The organism is Shewanella sp. ULN5, from assembly GCF_030731885.1.
Classification (GTDB): Bacteria; Pseudomonadota; Gammaproteobacteria; order Enterobacterales; family Shewanellaceae; genus Shewanella; species Shewanella holmiensis.
Map to the genome: position 1 here is coordinate 85,967 of NZ_JAPJEE010000015.1, position 16,967 is coordinate 102,933.

Annotated in this window: 15 protein-coding genes; 7 read left to right on the forward strand and 8 right to left on the reverse strand. The window is 41.0% G+C overall.

What is annotated here, in order from left to right:
* Positions 1–121: 121 nt before the first annotated feature.
* Positions 122–1,105: a pentapeptide repeat-containing protein gene (locus ORI98_RS14200; RefSeq protein WP_306135649.1), complete on the forward strand. Its 984-nt coding sequence runs from the start codon at positions 122–124 to the stop codon at positions 1,103–1,105.
* A 26-nt stretch (positions 1,106–1,131) separates the two neighbouring features.
* On the opposite strand, the gene ORI98_RS14205 is transcribed toward ORI98_RS14200, so the two are convergent.
* The 4 genes from ORI98_RS14205 to ORI98_RS14220 form a co-directional block, all read right to left on the reverse strand.
* Positions 1,132–2,796: a methyl-accepting chemotaxis protein gene (locus ORI98_RS14205; RefSeq protein WP_261297210.1), complete on the reverse strand. Its 1,665-nt coding sequence runs from the start codon at positions 2,794–2,796 to the stop codon at positions 1,132–1,134.
* A gap of 226 nt (positions 2,797–3,022) precedes the next feature.
* Positions 3,023–4,177, reverse strand: a complete 1,155-nt coding sequence (gene chrA / locus ORI98_RS14210) for a chromate efflux transporter (RefSeq protein WP_306135650.1) — start codon at positions 4,175–4,177, stop codon at positions 3,023–3,025.
* Between the two features lie 57 nt (positions 4,178–4,234).
* Positions 4,235–5,380 carry a 23S rRNA (uracil(747)-C(5))-methyltransferase RlmC gene (gene rlmC / locus ORI98_RS14215; RefSeq protein ID WP_371931168.1) on the reverse strand — a complete coding sequence of 382 codons (1,146 nt, stop codon included), beginning with the start codon at positions 5,378–5,380 and terminating at the stop codon, positions 4,235–4,237.
* The gene (locus tag ORI98_RS14220; protein WP_306135651.1) at positions 5,370–5,828 is read right to left on the reverse strand and encodes a MarR family winged helix-turn-helix transcriptional regulator; all 459 of its coding nucleotides are present in this window, start codon (positions 5,826–5,828) and stop codon (positions 5,370–5,372) included. Before ORI98_RS14220 ends, rlmC begins: the two co-directional genes overlap by 11 nt.
* Positions 5,829–5,994: 166 nt before the next feature.
* Here ORI98_RS14220 and ORI98_RS14225 point away from each other — a divergent pair, with 166 nt between their 5' ends.
* The 3 genes from ORI98_RS14225 to ORI98_RS14235 all read left to right on the forward strand — a co-directional run bounded on the left by ORI98_RS14225 (position 5,995) and on the right by ORI98_RS14235 (position 8,513).
* Positions 5,995–6,183: a cytoplasmic protein gene (locus ORI98_RS14225; RefSeq protein WP_261297213.1), complete on the forward strand. Its 189-nt coding sequence runs from the start codon at positions 5,995–5,997 to the stop codon at positions 6,181–6,183.
* 192 nt (positions 6,184–6,375) lie between these two features.
* On the forward strand, positions 6,376–6,984 hold the full coding sequence (locus ORI98_RS14230; RefSeq protein WP_306135652.1) for an MliC family protein: 609 nt from the start codon (positions 6,376–6,378) through the stop codon (positions 6,982–6,984).
* A gap of 389 nt (positions 6,985–7,373) precedes the next feature.
* Positions 7,374–8,513: a glycosyltransferase gene (locus tag ORI98_RS14235; RefSeq protein WP_306135653.1), complete on the forward strand. Its 1,140-nt coding sequence runs from the start codon at positions 7,374–7,376 to the stop codon at positions 8,511–8,513.
* Positions 8,514–8,589: 76 nt separating this feature from the next.
* Here ORI98_RS14235 and ORI98_RS14240 read toward each other — a convergent pair whose 3' ends face one another.
* Complete coding sequence (locus ORI98_RS14240; RefSeq protein ID WP_306135654.1) at positions 8,590–9,144, reverse strand: TMEM165/GDT1 family protein; 555 nt, start codon at positions 9,142–9,144, stop codon at positions 8,590–8,592.
* Positions 9,145–9,563: 419 nt separating this feature from the next.
* Between ORI98_RS14240 and ORI98_RS14245 the strand changes: the two genes are divergently transcribed.
* Together ORI98_RS14245 and ORI98_RS14250 are read left to right on the forward strand one after the other, a co-directional pair.
* Positions 9,564–10,766: an aromatic amino acid transport family protein gene (locus ORI98_RS14245; protein ID WP_306135655.1), complete on the forward strand. Its 1,203-nt coding sequence runs from the start codon at positions 9,564–9,566 to the stop codon at positions 10,764–10,766.
* 230 nt (positions 10,767–10,996) lie between these two features.
* Positions 10,997–13,153, forward strand: a complete 2,157-nt coding sequence (locus ORI98_RS14250) for a S46 family peptidase (protein ID WP_306135657.1) — start codon at positions 10,997–10,999, stop codon at positions 13,151–13,153.
* Between the two features lie 61 nt (positions 13,154–13,214).
* On the opposite strand, the gene ORI98_RS14255 is transcribed toward ORI98_RS14250, so the two are convergent.
* From ORI98_RS14255 to ORI98_RS14265, 3 genes are all read right to left on the reverse strand, one after another.
* The gene (locus ORI98_RS14255; RefSeq protein ID WP_306135658.1) at positions 13,215–13,943 is read right to left on the reverse strand and encodes an RNA pseudouridine synthase; all 729 of its coding nucleotides are present in this window, start codon (positions 13,941–13,943) and stop codon (positions 13,215–13,217) included.
* A 6-nt stretch (positions 13,944–13,949) separates the two neighbouring features.
* Positions 13,950–14,591: a hypothetical protein gene (locus ORI98_RS14260; protein ID WP_306135659.1), complete on the reverse strand. Its 642-nt coding sequence runs from the start codon at positions 14,589–14,591 to the stop codon at positions 13,950–13,952.
* A gap of 157 nt (positions 14,592–14,748) precedes the next feature.
* Positions 14,749–16,086: a Na+/H+ antiporter NhaC family protein gene (locus ORI98_RS14265; RefSeq protein ID WP_306135660.1), complete on the reverse strand. Its 1,338-nt coding sequence runs from the start codon at positions 16,084–16,086 to the stop codon at positions 14,749–14,751.
* 315 nt (positions 16,087–16,401) lie between these two features.
* On the opposite strand from ORI98_RS14265, the gene ORI98_RS14270 reads away from it, so the two are divergent.
* A complete protein-coding gene (locus ORI98_RS14270; protein WP_261297222.1) occupies positions 16,402–16,701 on the forward strand; it encodes a hypothetical protein in 300 nt (99 codons plus the stop codon).
* Positions 16,702–16,967: the final 266 nt, after the last annotated feature.

Below are 16,967 nucleotides of genomic sequence, written 5' to 3' on the forward strand. Positions count from 1 at the left end.
GGCGTATTTTACCCCAAGCTTGACACTAAACCTAGACCGAAATAGGCATAATTAACAATCTATGCTGGAATAAATTTCACTCACCTACATCAAGACCAAAATCGCTGGCTATACTGTAATAATGAACCAAGAGAAACCCACTTGTTGTTACCATGAAGATGAAGGGTTTTCTTGCCATGAAGTTGCTGAGCCATCAGGACTTTGTTACTGGCATGACCCCCGCATCATTAAGAATAAGCCTGACGATAAAGCCAGGCTTGAAGCATTCGCTCGTACTGGTGGAATGCTTCGTGGCATAAGCTTAAAGCGCGCTAACTTAAGTGGCATCGATTTAGTTAAACATCACTCTAAAACCGGGTTTGATATGACCCACGCTGAGCTTTATCGTGCCAATCTGCAAGGCGCACATATGTTTAATTTAAATCTCGAGCATGCCAGTTTAATGAAGGCTGACTTGCGAGATGCCAATGTACATTGCGCTAACTTGACCAATACCAATTTATTAGGCGTAAAGTGGAAAGGCACCAAAATTGAAAATATTTATACCGGCAAACAAATCAAACAAGAACGCATGGCAAGAGAAGCCGACAAGCTTGGGGAGGTTGAAATAGCCTTAGACTATTATGAGCAGTCTGAAGAAATTTATCGTGATTTACGCAAAGCCGCTGATCGCGAGGGCTTGTTTGCTATGGCGGGGCACTTTATGCGTAAAGAGCTGATTATGCGACGCTACCAAATGCCGAAATGGTCATCCACTCGGATTATTTCTAAGTCTATTGATCTTTTCTGTGGATACGGAGAAGCCCCTTTAAGGGTCATAGGTTTTTCAATGGTGCTGATTTTCTTTTGCGCTCTGTGCTACTTTTTCACCGGACTCAGCTACAGCAATCAAATTCATCAATTCAACTTTTCAAATCACTTTGAACAGAACATCAATCTGCTACTCAATTGCATTTACTATTCCGTGGTAACTTTTACCACCTTAGGTTATGGTGATTTCATCCCCATCGGCTACTCTAAAGCCGTTGCCGCAATTGAGGCCTTTACCGGCAGTTTTACTATCGCATTATTCGTGGTGGTATTTGTCAAAAAAATGAACCGCTAAAAAGCGGTTCAGGTTCATTTCACAGCTTAAATCTTAAACTGGTCGACCAACTTACTCAGATGATTACCTGAATTAGCGACGCTATTACTCATATCAGCAGCCTGACGGCTTGAGTCGAGTAACTGATTAACGATTTCTTGCACTGAGGTAATGTTGCGATTGATTTCTTCGGTAACCGAGCTCTGCTCGGTTGCTGCGGTCGCGATTTGAGTACTCATGTCATTAATATTGGTAACCGAAGATGTTACCGCGCCTAAGCTTTCCGAAATCGCTTTAGAGGACTCTACCGAGCGAATACCACTTTTTTGGCTTTTATCCATGGCGTCAACCGCCTGCGAAACGGAACGATGTAATTCAGTCAGCATCTCATTAATTTCAACAGTACTGGTTTGAGTTCGACTAGCCAAATTACGTACTTCATCAGCCACCACAGCAAAGCCTCGCCCTTGCTCACCCGCCCTTGCCGCCTCAATGGCAGCATTTAATGCTAACAAATTGGTTTGTTCAGCAATACCGCCAATCACACTGAGTACTGAATTAATCTTCTTCGACTGCTCACTTAGCGATTGAATATTGGTGGCCGCATCGTCGATTTGCATCATCAACTCTGAGACTTCAGACAATGAGTTATCAACACACTCTTGTGCTTGCATGACATAGCCAGATGCCGTTTGGGTAGATTCTGCAACACGATTAGTATTTTGGGCGACATCATGTGCAGTTGCAGACATTTCAGTTATTGCGGTGACTATTTGGTCAATTTCGCTGTTATGGCTATACAGCTGATCCGATATAGTTACCGTTTGTTCATTGATATTTTTAGCAGCATGTTTAACATCATTGGTGGCTACAGATACATCGCTAATGATATTTTGCAGCTTATCAACAAACACATTAAAAGCTAAGCCTAACTTGGCGATTTCATCTTTGCCTTTTACATCAAGACGCTTGGTTAAGTCACCTTCACCGCTGGCAATATCATTCAATGAATTGGCCATATTTTCGATGGGTTGCACCATCGCTTTCGCGGTAAACATGACCCCTACCGTAGTGAGTAGGCCTAAAGTTGATGTCAGAATAATAAACATCATTAAATTTTGATGCATTTGTTCGGTTTTAATTTGCTTAAAACTCGCCGTCACTTCATCAATATCATCAATATAAGCACCAGAACCTAACATCAAATTGGTATTAGGGATCATTGCACCAAAGCCTAACTTCTCTGTTAGCCCTTGGGTATTGGGTTTTTGGTAAAAGTAAGTCACATGACCATCACCATGCTGGGCAGCATTCAACAGGCCAACGACAATTTTAGTGCCGTTGGGATCGGTCATATCCATTTTATTTTGACCTTCAATATCAGGTTGCACCGCATGAAAAACACTATTGCCATCGGTATCGTAAATAAAAAAATAACCTGCTGTACCAAAGCGTAAATCACGTAATGCTTGATTCACATTACCAGCCTCACCTAAAGCGCGCTGATAACTGACCACTCCGACACCAATTTCAACCGCTTCTTTTAATTGCTTTTTACGCTCTAAAACCAACTCTTGTCTAAAGTCAGTGATATCTGCTTCTAATGAATCACTTTCGTTCACATAGAATAACACCAGAACCACACTTAAAATCAAAGTAAGAGGAACAAGAGAAAGGGCAAGCAGCTTATTACGCAGTGATAAATATTCCATAACTTGAGACCTTTTTATGACTTAATCATATATGAACAATATATGTTCAAGTATGAGTATAGACACGTTAAAGGGGCATGCGTTAAAACAGTGGTAATATATGAACTTCCATCACATTTTTTGACCTTTTATATGCCATTAAACTCCGCGGCTGTTGATGAAGCTTACCTAGATAACACCATGATATTGAAATACTAATTAGATTGAATTCATATGGGGAATGTATTTATTGAAACAAACTGGTGATGATGCCAGCAAGGGCAAAACCTACGACTAGATAGACAATATTAGGTTTAAATATTTTTAATAACCCAAAACCTAATATCGCTAAAGCCATATCAAGTGATGAATTAACCGCAGTAATAAAAACAGGTTGGTACAAGGCTGCCAATAGCAAACCAACAACCGCAGCATTTACCCCCGCCAAGCCACCAGCGATAATGGGGCGCTGACTAATCGCCCCCCAGCTATTAAGTGTGACTAACATTAGCAAAAAGCCTGGAACAAAAATCGCAATTGTCGCAATGAGTGCTCCGAAAATAGGTGATTCTTGCCAAATATCGGCGCCTAAAAAAGTGGCCATGGTAAACATTGGCCCAGGTACAGCTTGTGCTAATGCATAACCAGTTAAAAAACGGTCTTGACTGATTAGTTCACCCACATTGGCTTCCAGTAACGGCAGTACAACATGTCCGCCACCAAACACTAAACTGCCGACCTGATAAAACTGACCAAAAATTTGCCCTAGGCTATCTGGCTGAGAAGCTAGAATGAATGACGCGATTAACCCCAAAATGAAGAGAACTAACCATCCCCAATTTAATTTAATCTCAGGCGCTTCTGGTGAGATATTTTCACCGCGAGTTAACACCAGGCCGCCAATAATAGCCGCGACCACTAATACTGCTATCTGAGTCATTAAAGAAGGGAATAATATGATACAAACCGCTGTCAACATCATTAGACATTGAGCTGTTTTACGTTGGCAAAATTGTTTAAACATGCCAAAGGTTGCGTCAGCAACCACCACCACAGCAAGTAATTTAAGGCCATGAATCGCCCCTGCCACCCAATCTAATTGCAGCCAACTTGCGGTTGAAACCGCAAATAAAAACAACAACAAAAAAGACGGTAGCGTAAACCCCAAAAAGGCGGCCAAGGCCCCCATTAAACCACCTTTATGGTAGCCAATAGCAAATCCTACCTGGCTGGATCCAGGGCCTGGCATAAACTGGCTTAGTGCCACAATACTGGCATATTGTTTTTCATCTAACCAATTTAACTCATGCACAAATGTCTGTCTAAAATAGCCAATATGCGCCGCTGGACCACCAAAACTAATTAAGCCCAATGCCAGAAAACGACTAAATATTTGCCACATATATGCAGATCCTTTGATTAAGATAACAACTTAAGATTATGACATTAATATGAACATTTAATGACTAAGCGGTGTTTTTTCTAACATCACCAGCACTTCATAATGATCTGTGTGTGGAAACATATCAAATAACTGTACTTTGGTGATCCGGTACCCTGATATCATCGCCAAATCTTTTACCAAACTTTTAGGATTACAGCTTGAGTAGAGGATGGCATTAGGCGCAAACTCAGACAAAGACCGACACAAAGATTCACCAATTCCGCGTCTTGGCGGGTTAACAATGATCAACTCTGGTCTGTCATTTACATCAACACCGTTAGCAAAGTCAGTTGAATCTAATGCCCTGAAACTTATGTTGTTCAGCCCCATTTCTGTCGCTGACATTTTGGCGCATTCAATAGCTTCAGCTTCAATTTCAATGCCGGTTAACCGAATCGAATGGCTTGCACAGTGAAGACCAAATCCTCCTACACCACAGAATAAATCCCAAATATGTTGCGGCTTAAATGCGCCTACCCACTCGCGAGCAGTTTGATAAAGTTGTTGTGCTACCGCAGGGTTAGTTTGAAAAAAACTCTTAGGACGAATATACAAAGGTACATCATTAAACTTGTCGGCTAGGCGGGTTTGTTCGGTCAAGAAAATTTCTTGCTCACCCTCTAAAATGGCCATATGAGTTGGCTGCAGATTGACAGACACCAAACTGATTTTGGGGACATCTGCCATAAGTTTAGGCAATTCACGCTGAATTCGTGCAATGGCTTGATCACTTCGAAGCACAAAGCGCAGCATAAACTCACCGGAAATATAGCTTCTGGTTAACAGGATAAACTTAAGCTCACCTTTACTTTTATCCACTCGATAGGGTGGAATACCAGCTTGTTGCACAAAATGCTGTAATCGCTGCAGTAGTTGCTGCATATCATCTGGGTATAACTGACAATCACAAAGACTTACGGGTTGCCCTTGGGGATCGACAATACCTAAAATAGGCTGATGTGCCGCCCCTAACACGACCATTTTGGCTTTATTGCGAAAGTGTTTTTCTTGGCTTGCTATCGGGTCAAGCCATTGCGCTACCGGTAACGAACCAAAAAACTGTTTCAGCTTAATCATCTTATGCTGTAATTGCTGTGATATCGGCGTTTGAATATCTCGACAAGATAAGCATTGGCCATTTTCAAAATACTCACATTTCACAACTTGAAGCCTTATCCGAATTTAATACTTTTAATGCGTTATCACACAAACTTTTCAGCTGTTGCAATTGATCAATATCACCGCCAACCTTACAACGCATCATTTCAGGCACTTTCTCTGCTTGTTGGCGTAATGCTTGGCCTTCTTTAGTAAGATGTAACACACGCACTCGCTCATCTTGCTCACTGCGACCGCGGATCACTAATTTTTTTACTTCTAGACGTTTTAGTAATGGTGTTAATGTCCCAGAGTCTAAATGCAATTTTTCCCCTAAGGTTTTAACGCTGATACCAGGCTCTTTCCACAAAACCAACATGGCTAAATATTGTGGATACGTGAGTGATAACTCTTCCAACAAGGGACGATATGCGCGGATCATCGCGTTAGTCACGCTATATAAGGAAAAACACACCTGATTTTCAAGTGCTAATGGGTTGGTTGATGACATAATTATCCTCTCTCAATTTCGAGTCAGTATATCATAATCTAATTGCGCGCAATCTATAACCTTTTGGCAAGATGCATATTGATACACTATTATCATATAAAATATTGGCAAACCGCCGATAAAATGAAGTAGCACAATTTTTGTGTGTAATGAAAACGAGGTTTCTATGACAATTTCAGTAAATGCCCCAAGCAATATGCCAACTTCTATCGATTCAGCCAGCAGCCTCAAGGTTGCCGTTATGGCTAAAAATCAACAGAAAGTTGAAGGGCAAATGGCAATGCAACTTATTGAAGCTGCGGTTCCTCCTGCGCCAGTGGGAAACACAGGTCACAACATTAATACCACAGCTTAAATATGATTCATCCTGAGTGATAGAGACTTTACCTGCAAGATGACAAGATGTTAATTTGCCACTAAATTGACAATTAAGTTATGATTGTTATCTTGTAAAACAAGATGTTAATTTGCCTCTAAATTGACAATTAAGTCATGATTGTTATCTTGTAAAGTAACTATCTCGTAAAGTAACGAAGGAAATCAGCGGATGAAAAATGTATGGATACTGAGTTTAGCCAGTATAGGGTTAAGCTGCTCAGCTTTAGCAAACTCGTCCTCACCCAGTTATGACTGCAGCAAAGCCCAAGGCTCGATTGAAGAATTAATATGTCAATCTGATGAGTTATCAACGCTAGATAGACAGTTGCAGCCGTTATATTCACAAGCTATTAAGCAACTTAGCAGTGATGATGCCCAAACTTTGAAAGCCCAACAACGCGGCTGGATTAAAGGCCGTAACGACTGCTGGAAAGCAGATGACAAAACCGAATGCACCCTTACAAGTTATCAAACTCGTATCACTGAATTGCAAATTTCAACAGCAAGCATTGAGGTGCCCAGTGCAACGTATTATGTATGTAACAATGAAGCAGCATTTAAATTAAGTGTTTATTTTTATAATGATACCTTAATCCCTGCAGCGGTCTTTAGTTATAACAAGGCGCAACAACTTAGTGAACCAGCCGTAGGTTTACTTACCCGTACGGCATCCGGCGCCAAATACCAAGCTCAAAATGCAACCTTATGGACCCATCAGCAAGAAGCCACCTTGACGCTTTTTGATCAACCACCGATGAATTGCAAAATTCAGAAATAATCTAAAGTAGCATAGACTGTTAAGCATAATCTTATGCCAGTCTATTTTGCTGCTATTCCCCCCTGTAAATTTGCTTGTCCCCATCATGATTAACAACAACCAAGTGTGGCTAAACCTTATTCAAAAAACAGGCACACACACATTTTTTTACAGAAATAGCGTATCAACACAACAAAAATATTATACAAAAAACAATAACCTAACACTTAACATGCGTAAGATCACACTTCTAAAAATCCCCTGTAATCAGCTTAGCTACTCAGCTTAAAATAAAGGTATTACATGCTCTTTCCAGTGAATATTGATTCCGAGCCGTCATGTAACAACATCAAAAATCTCTTCATTCTTTGAAATATTAAGCGTTAATTATCACGCTTACAGGCATTTTTATGAAATATATATTTGTCATCAGGCATATCTGTTATGGCGGAGCAGAAACATCAACATTGCTTCTATCTAAAGCATTAGCATCACGTGGACATACCATTGAAATATGGAATTTAGGTAAGAGTACTGAGGATGATCTCAATAGATGGCTCCCCTTCTCATCAGTAAAAGCGATTAAAAAGTGGCAGTTACTTAGTTATAAAGTTAAACCTTCTGAATTATTGGTGTTAGTCAATAATGCCGCACATCGTTACGCACCCAAAAAGGGGACAGTTACGATTGTGCATGGCGATCCAACATATAAGTTAACTCAAACAACATCCTTTTTCGGCAGAGTGAAGCAACGGATTAAATTGCATCAACAGCACTATAGTCGCAATAACTTCGTGATATCTAATCAATTAGCTACCCGACTCACACCCTTTACAAAACAATCACCTGTATACCTACCAAATCCTTTTGATGCGCACTCTGTGGTCGAAAAAGCCAAACAGCCGTGTGATATTGATTTACCAAAGCATTTTATTGTCCATATTGGACGATTTGGTCCAGAAAAAAAACAAGACATGCTGTTAGCCTCATTCTTAGAGAATCAAGCACTCAACTCAACAGTGGATTTGGTCTTTATCGGGGATGAACCTCAAAAAAATGGCCCAATAACGGCAAAACTCCACTCAATGGCGAGTAAAAGTAATTTGAGTAATAAGATCCACTTTCTCGGTAACCAAGCCAACCCTTGGAATATTTTAGTAAGGGCAAAATGTCTAGTGCTATGCTCTGAATTTGAATCTATGGGGTATGTGCTGTTAGAGGCAATGGCATTAAATATCCCAATCGTTTCAACGACAACCATTGGCGCTAAAGAAGTGTTGGGCAACGACTTCCCTGGTTTAGTCAATCTTTTTCCAGTGATGAAAAATAATCAGAAAGACAATACCGATTTAGTGAATGAATCATTACAGCAAGCCACAGAAATACTGGCTGAAAAACTCATCCAAGTGATAAATAACCCGCTGGAGTTTACCAAAAAACTATCGGATGAATATAGCGTAGATATCGTTGCTAATAAATTTGAAACCTTAACTCAGATAGATGTTACCGAACAAATTAATAACCAACGAACACACGTTACAACAGTATGATTTAGTCCAATGCCCTCATCAACTAAGGGGTTAGACATGAGTATCACAATGCCTAACCCCCTCGCCCCAAACCATGTTAGTAAAAGAGGGTTGCGATACCCAAAAGCGCAAACAATACTGCACATAGTCGATGAATTAATTTCATCGGCAGCTTATCTGCACTAAAATGTCCAAGCAATACAACCGGCACATTAGCAATTAACATACCTAAGGTGGTGCCTAACACTACCATAGATAACGCATCATATTTAGCCGCAAGCACCACAGTTGCAATTTGAGTTTTATCACCCATTTCGGCAATAAAAAATAACATGAAAGTTGCAGCAAAAGCGCCGAGTTTATAAAAACGGTTATCGTCATCATCCATTTTATCTGGCACAAGCACCCAAATTGCGATGGCAAAGAAAGATGCGGCTATCAAGTAACGCGCCCATTGAGGGTCAAGCCAACCAAAGGCAAATTGACCTAGCCAAGCGGCAGCAAAATGATTAATCAATGTTGAAAGGAAGATACCAAGAATGATGGCCGATTTATTGCGAAATCTTGCAGCTAACAGTAATGCAAGTAGTTGAGTTTTATCGCCAATTTCAGCTATAGCTACCGTGAAGGTTGAAGTGAAAAGTGCTTCCACAGAAATATCCTAAAGTTGAGGGTAAAGTTTAACCAAGCACAAGCAATAGCCTACCCTCAAAGTCGCTATTACCGTACTAGGTCTTGCTTAACAAAGTATTATCTTTGTTGTTTATACCATGGCGATATGGCCAATTATGTTGATATAAACGCCTGAATTGATGATGTGTAAAAAACCAATTGAAGCTAGCTACTCCCCTAAACGAGGCGGCAATATACCCTAATATAAATATGGGATCAATATATCGAACTGTAATGCTGCACCATTGCAATGACGAGGTTTAATTAATCGCTCACAAATGTTATGTAATTGTTTCTAAACAGTGCTAAAGCCCTTTAAAGGTGTAAGTCACTTGCTTGAGTTGTTGGCATTCTGCTACTGTCGTTTGCAATTAGAATAATAATTTTTGGGACGCGTTCGTGAATTTAAAAATACTTGGATCGATTTCAATAGTCGCAGGCACCGCAATCGGTGGTGGTATGTTAGCACTACCATTGGCAACCGCAGCATTAGGCATTATACCTGCACTTCTGCTTCTTATCGTCATTTGGGGCATTTCAGCATATACAGCATTATTAATGCTAGAAATTAATTTGCGTACTGGAGTAGGTGACAATGTGCATGCTATTACCGGTAAAACATTGGGTAAAACGGGGCAGTTAATTCAAGGCGGATCATTTTTAAGCCTTTTATTTGCCCTCACCATGGTGTATTTGATGGGTGGCTCGTCTTTACTTGAAACTCGCCTTGCCCCTCTGGGGGTCGATCTGAGCAACCAAGGCGCGGTAATCCTCTTTACCCTTGTATTTGGTGGCATCATTGCAGTGGGCGTCACTTGGATTGATAAAGTATCGCGCCTTTTGTTTAGTGCAATGGTGGTGTTATTAGTCTTAGTGGTTGCCTTCTTATTACCTGATGTAAACCTAGCTGTAGTATTAACCAATACCGTCAGTGAAGTCGCTCAGGGCAGCGAATTAAACCATCTGTGGCTTGCGGCAATTCCGGTAGTATTTACCTCATTTGGATTCCATGTGTGTATTGCCACTATTGTTAGATACTTAGATGGCGATGCGGTTTCATTACGCAAAGTGTTGCTTATCGGTTCTACCATCCCTTTAGTCTGCTATATATTGTGGTTACTTGTTACCTTAGGCACATTAAGCGGTCCAACGGTACACGGATTAGAGGGATCACTACCTAAATTGGTGTTAGCGCTTCAAGGATTAGCTGAATCTGAAATTGTTAGTCAATGTATTGATATTTTTGCCAATCTAGCCCTGATAACCTCTTTCTTAGGGGTAACCATGAGTTTATTTGATTATGTTGCTGAACTGACCAGAGCAAGCAACAACTTAGTCGGTAGAATACAAACCTGGTTAATTACTTTTATTCCACCGTTGCTGTGTGCATTATTTTACCCAGATGGCTTTTTTAAAGTGCTGGGCTTTGCAGCCATTCCTTTAGTCGTGATGATTATCTTGTTACCTATTGCTATGGCACTAAAACAACGTGCGCAAAACTTAGGTGGATATCAGGTTGCTGGCGGTACACCCGCGTTAATCGTCACTGGATTAATGGGTGCGATTATCGTGATTGCACAGCTCACTGTAGCGTTAGGATAACGGCCGCAGTTATCTTGTTTGTAACGGAGTTTTTCCAACACTGTTAAGCTAGTAAAAGTTTTGTTAAAGTCAGGCTCCGGCCTGACTTTTTTATTGGTGCATACCGCCATAAAATCTCGCCCGTAACTCAATCCTAACAATAATATTAAAATGTCATCTTACTTTAGGTGATAATTTATTTATTTGGGTAAACGACCTCAAATAATGACTTAAAAAATGGACTTATCTCAATGAAAAAATGGTTACTAACGGCTGCAATTGCTGCCAGTTTTACTGCACAGGCCGATGAAGGAATGTGGCAGCCACATCAGTTACCCGCTATGGCTGATATGCTTAAAGAAAAAGGCTTAGAAATCGATGCTAAAACTATTTCTAAGCTCACAGAATTCCCAATGAATGCCGTAATCAGCTTAGGGGGTTGTACTGCCTCTTTTGTATCGCCAAAGGGGCTAGTGGTCACTAACCATCATTGCGCTTACGGGTCAATTCAATACAACTCTACCCCAGAGAAAAACCTTCTCAAAGACGGTTTTTTAGCAAAAACATACAAAGAAGAATTACCAGCAACCCCAGGCTCTCGAGTGTATGTCACCGAAGCGGTTACCGATGTCACCAGCAAAGTGACAAGTGGCCAAATGGGCAAAGTCGGTAATGATTTTTATGCTGGTATTGAACAACAAGAAAAAGCCTTAGTGGCTGAGTGTGAAAAAGACGCTGGATATCGTTGTCAGGTATACAGTTTCCACGGTGGTTTAGAATATTATCTTGTTAAACAACTTGAGATCCGTGATGTACGTTTAACCTATAACCCAGCAGGCAGTGTCGGCAAATATGGTGGCGACATTGACAACTGGATGTGGCCTCGTCACACCGGTGACTTTTCTTTCTATCGCGCTTACGTAGGTAAAGATGGCAAGCCTGCAGATTTCCATGAAGATAACGTCCCTTACGAGCCAAAAAGCTTTCTTAAAGTTTCAGCGAAAGGCGTGAGTGATGGTGATTTTGTTATGGTTGCTGGTTACCCTGGCCGCACCAATCGTTACCGCACGGCAAACGAAGTCGAAAACCAATTTGAGTGGGCTTATCCAGAAGGTAAAGTGTTACGTGAACGTTTAATTGAAATCATCAAAGATACTGCGCCAGAAGGCAGTGATGAACGCATTAAATATGAAAGTGCCATTGCAGGTCTAGCTAATTACGCTAAAAACTTCACTTCAATGATCGAGTTTTATGGTAAATCAACCATGCTTGATGATCGCAAAAGTCTTGAGCAAAAGCTTGCTAAATGGATTAAAGCAGACAAAAAACGTCAGTCTAAGTATGGCAAAGTCTTAGTTCAATTAGACAAATTAATCGCTAAAGGTGAGGAAGGTCAAGAGCGTGATTTGCTGATGAGTTATATGGGCTATAGCACAATGATCAACGCATCTGATAGCTTATATCGTCTGGCTAATGAGAAAACATTGCCGGATATGGAGCGTGAACCTGGTTATCAAGAGCGTGATATGACGCAATTTATTTCCGGCATGGAGCGTATAGAACGCCGATATGCTGCCAGCGTTGATAAAGCAATGTTAGCCGACTTAATTATTAAATATGCAGCACTACCTAGTGACCAACGCCTAGCCGCATTCGATAAAGCTTTTGGCATTGATAACAATTTTGATCAAGCTAAGTTAATCAAAACACTTGATACCATGTACGCTAACACACAACTTTCTGACAAAGAAACCCGCATGGCTTGGATAGATAAATCAGTTGCCGACTTTAAAAAGTCGAATGACCCATTTATTCAATATGCTGTGAGTACATATGAAGAGAGAATGGCGCGTGAAAAAGCGAGAAAACAACTCGCTGGCGATTTAATGAAAGTACGTCCACAGTATATGGACGCTATCATTGCTTACAACCGTGAGTTAGGTAAGCCAGTGTACGCTGATGCAAACTCTAGTTTACGAGTGTCTGTCGGTAATGTGAAAGGCTATTCTCCACAAGATGGGTTAGTCGCGGTGCCATTCACCCGCTTAGAAGGTATAGTCGCCAAAGACACAGGTGTTGATCCATTTGATGCACCCGCTAAGCAATTAGCGCTAATAAAACAGAAACAATATGGTGATTACTATGTAAAATCTATTGATTCTGTGCCAGTTAACTTCTTATCAACACTTGATACCACAGGTGGCAACTCTGGTTCACCGACCTTAAATGGCCGTGCTGAATTAGTCGGTTTATTATTTGATGGCGTGTACGAAAGTATTATTGGTGACTGGGGTTACGATGATCAATCTAACCGCTCAATTCAAGTTGATAGCCGTTATATGTTGTGGGTGATGGAGCATTTAGATAATGCAGATAATCTATTAGCAGAAATGGAAATTGTTAAGTAACCAAAATGAAAAGACTTTTTTAACCGTCTTGAGGTAATTTGCTGAGGTTAAGTGGATTACATCAAACCATTAAAGAAGTTAAATCAGTTAATTCGGCGGCCATTAATGGTCGCCGTTTTGCTTCAGCGAGATCGCCTAACGTTACCGGTCCTATCGCCGTGCGTTTTAAATCGATAACACGGTAACCTAAGGCCAAACACATTCTGCGAATTTGGCGGTTTAGCCCCTGAGTTAATACAATTTCAAATTGAGTTTCGGTTAACCACGTCACAATACAGGCTCGTGTCATCACGCTCTGCTTAGCTTGCTGATAACTGACCCCGCTGCTCATTGTATTTAAAAAGCGTTCATCAAAGGGTTTATCTACCACCACTTGGTAGGTCTTAGTGTGATGAAAGTCAGGATGCATTATTCGTTGGCTAAGGGATCCATCATTTGTTAGCAGCAGTAATCCTCGTGAATCTTTATCTAATCGGCCTGCAGGAAAGACTCTAGGGCTAGCGGGTAAAAGATGCAATAAGCTCGCGGGGTCATCTGCAAGCAACCGACAATCGACCCCTACAGGTTTATGGTATAACCAATAGACTTTAGCTTCTGGAGGACTAATCAACACACCATCCAGTCGAATATCATCAACCATTTGAGCATGAGCTTCAACACAGATAATATCGCTGTGACCAGCAACTTGGCCATTAATCAACACCCGTTGCGCTTCGATTAATCTTGCTGATTGGCGTCTTGAGGCCACACCACACAGGGCTAAATAATGTGCCAATCGATACCGAGTCATCGCGGATTAAGCTGCTGTAACATGATGGGATAATGATTGCTGCTTAACGATATGTTGACGCATGCTTAACCCTAAGCAAACACACCATAAAATATTCGCTTGAGTCAGAACCCACATACTGGAGGATACCCAGCAAAAATGGTTTGCACTGTCTTCACATGGCGGAAAATCAAGTAATGTCCAGTCCAGCATAAACATCAAATTTAATGACATCACGATTGCCAAAATGGACAGCCCGAACACAACCCGAGTCATGGTGCTTTTTTCTTTGAAAAAGTCAGCAAAACATAACAAATGCAACACTAATGAACTCAGTAAGTACACAGTTGAGACTTTGCGATGCCATTCTAAAAAGTTAATCGGGAAAATCCCCATTAACGCGATGCTTAACCCAACTAACGAGCCGACCACCGCAATAGCGCGACTCAATGGATCTAAAAAGGTAAAGTAAATCGCAAGGGTACCAAGAAAAAAACAGGCTCCAGCGGCCAATAGGGAAAGATTAAACACCACTGCGAGTTCTGAGTTCATATAATCCCCCAGCATATCTGGCCGGATATTAAAAACACTCAGTTGCATGTCCTTAGCTTCAACAAACAATGCGCAAGCCACGCCAATACCTGCGATCGCAGCGGCCGCTAATGACATAAACACTATCACCAAGTGTAAATCGTAATTTGTATGCTGTTTAATCAAGGGAGTTAAGAGTAAGAAGTCAATTAAATGAGCTTACCGTTATCTGCATAAAAGAAAAAGCCCTAAACAAGGTTTAGGGCTTTAGATGTAGCTTGCTGCACTTTGCCTACTAAACCGTTCGCTTGCGGAAAATAACAATAGTCACAGCCACAACAGCCAAAATCATGCAATACCAAGCATTTAATACCGCAGTAATAGGGCTAATGGTAAATACCGATGCAATAAGTAGTGCTTGTGCACCATGGGGAATAAGACCTTGTACAATACAGGCAAAAATATCTAACACACTGGCTGCTCGTTTAGGGTTTACACCATGTTTTTTGGCTAGATCCTTGGCAATTTCGCCTGTCACAACAATCGACACTGTATTATTGGCCACACAGGTGTTGGTTATCGCCACGATACCAGCCATGCCTAACTCTGCTGCACGAGGTGAAGCATCACCCTTTGATTTAGAGAAGCGGCTGATCAAGTTTTCAACTTGATTGTTCACAAACGTTAAACCACCTTGCTGTTGCATTAATGCTGCTAAGCCACCAACTAACATCGACAGAATAAAAATTTCCTGCATATTGGTAAAGCCTGTGTAAATATCATTACCAAACTGAATGGTATTGTAATCAGCAGCAGCCATCCCAGTTACACCGGCAAGAATAATCCCTAAGGTCAACACCACAAAAACGTTCAACCCAGCAACGGCCAAAAATAAAATCGTTAAATAAGGAATAACCTTAATAAATTCAATTTGCTGTGGTGCGATAGCCGCTTGCCCATCACCCGCTAAACCAAACGCAACCAAAGTGATAAGCGACGCCGGAATAGCAAACACAAGGTTCTCACGAAACTTATCTTTCATCTCACAGCCCTGGGTTCGCGTTGCGGCAATGGTGGTGTCAGAAATAATCGATAAGTTGTCACCAAATAATGCTCCAGACATAACAGCACCCGCCATTAAGGCATAATCTATCTGAGCTTGGTCGGCCACACCAAGTGCCACAGGAGCAACCGCTGCAATGGTACCCATAGATGTGCCCATCGCTGTGGCAATAAATGCGGCAATAACAAAAAAGCCAGGTAGAAGTAAATCTGATGGAATAAGTGATAAGCCTAATGCCACAGTAGCATCAACGCCACCGGTAGCTTTAGCCACAGATGCAAAGGCACCGGCTAATAAATAAATTAAACACATCGCGATGATATTGCTATGACCGATCCCTTCAATGAAGGTTTCAATTGCGGTGTTTAGTTTTTGTTTTGACAGTAATAACGCCAGAATAATCGCAGGTAAAATAGCAATAACGCTGGGTAATTGGTAAAACGCGTAATCAACACCTTGGCTTTGAAAATAAACTCCAGCACCAATAAATAACGTTAGAAAAACAAATAGAGGCAACAGCGCGATAAATGAAGCTGTTTGCGAGGGGTTACTTGCGGCTGGTTTAGTCAAAGTTGTCTCTCTTCTTATTTATATTGTCAGGTTGACGTAAGCAGGAATATATTCGATAACATGAATATACATCTCATATCCTACACATCCAAATCAGTTGCGCCAAGAATAAGAGAACTTATCCCAAATTGCAATCTAGACGTCTAGACTTCTTAACCTCCATTAGTGTTTTTACACAAAAAACAATTACTCGTCGCAAAAAACAACCAACGATGCCACACAAACATAACGTTTGTTGGATATTGCAGCAATATTTTGATCTTATCTTGCAACTGCCCTAGCATGAATATGCTTGAAACATGCTTAAGGTAAATGATGAAACCAGATCGCTCTGCGGCAATGAAAATGCTGATTGCCCAAGTGCTACAAGCTTTCCCATTGGATAATCCTGAATTGGCCGTATGCGGCTCAGGCAAAACGTGTGAAGGCTGCCCTAAGAAACTTTTAGAAATTGTTGATAGTGAAATACGCTATTGGCAGTCTGAACTTGATCACGGCGAAACGCCCACATTCGGTGATATTGAAAAATTGGCCAAATTATGTAAAAACGTCAATCGTGGTTTAAAGCGCAACGGGATTATCATTCCATCAGCAGTTAAACGTCTACAAGATTAATTATCACCTTTGGCCTATTTCACTTTCACTTCGATTATCTGCAAATACCCAAGGTTGCGACACTCAACTTCATCAGTAGCTTGATTGTGTTTAAAACCCTTCACTAAACGCAGATACCGCTGCGAATCATCAATCTTAACAACCGACAAATTTATCTTTTTTAAACGAAAAAAATGCCCACTAAAAAGTGCAATGCCGATCGTTTAAGGGCACTTGACCGATCTTGAAGATGAATGATAATCCCTACCAGTATTCTGGTGGGGATT

Coding starts and splice junctions, on each gene's coding strand:
- ORI98_RS14200 (WP_306135649.1), top strand. CDS start 122: ATGAACCAAGAGAAACCCACTTGTTGTTACCATGAAGATGAAGGGTTT.
- ORI98_RS14205 (WP_261297210.1), bottom strand. CDS start 2,796: ATGGAATATTTATCACTGCGTAATAAGCTGCTTGCCCTTTCTCTTGTT.
- chrA (WP_306135650.1), bottom strand. CDS start 4,177: ATGTGGCAAATATTTAGTCGTTTTCTGGCATTGGGCTTAATTAGTTTT.
- ORI98_RS14220 (WP_306135651.1), bottom strand. CDS start 5,828: ATGTCATCAACCAACCCATTAGCACTTGAAAATCAGGTGTGTTTTTCC.
- ORI98_RS14225 (WP_261297213.1), top strand. CDS start 5,995: ATGACAATTTCAGTAAATGCCCCAAGCAATATGCCAACTTCTATCGAT.
- ORI98_RS14230 (WP_306135652.1), top strand. CDS start 6,376: ATGAAAAATGTATGGATACTGAGTTTAGCCAGTATAGGGTTAAGCTGC.
- ORI98_RS14235 (WP_306135653.1), top strand. CDS start 7,374: ATGAAATATATATTTGTCATCAGGCATATCTGTTATGGCGGAGCAGAA.
- ORI98_RS14250 (WP_306135657.1), top strand. CDS start 10,997: ATGAAAAAATGGTTACTAACGGCTGCAATTGCTGCCAGTTTTACTGCA.
- ORI98_RS14255 (WP_306135658.1), bottom strand. CDS start 13,943: ATGACTCGGTATCGATTGGCACATTATTTAGCCCTGTGTGGTGTGGCC.
- ORI98_RS14260 (WP_306135659.1), bottom strand. CDS start 14,591: ATGTCATTAGCGGCCGCTGCGATCGCAGGTATTGGCGTGGCTTGCGCA.
- ORI98_RS14270 (WP_261297222.1), top strand. CDS start 16,402: ATGAAACCAGATCGCTCTGCGGCAATGAAAATGCTGATTGCCCAAGTG.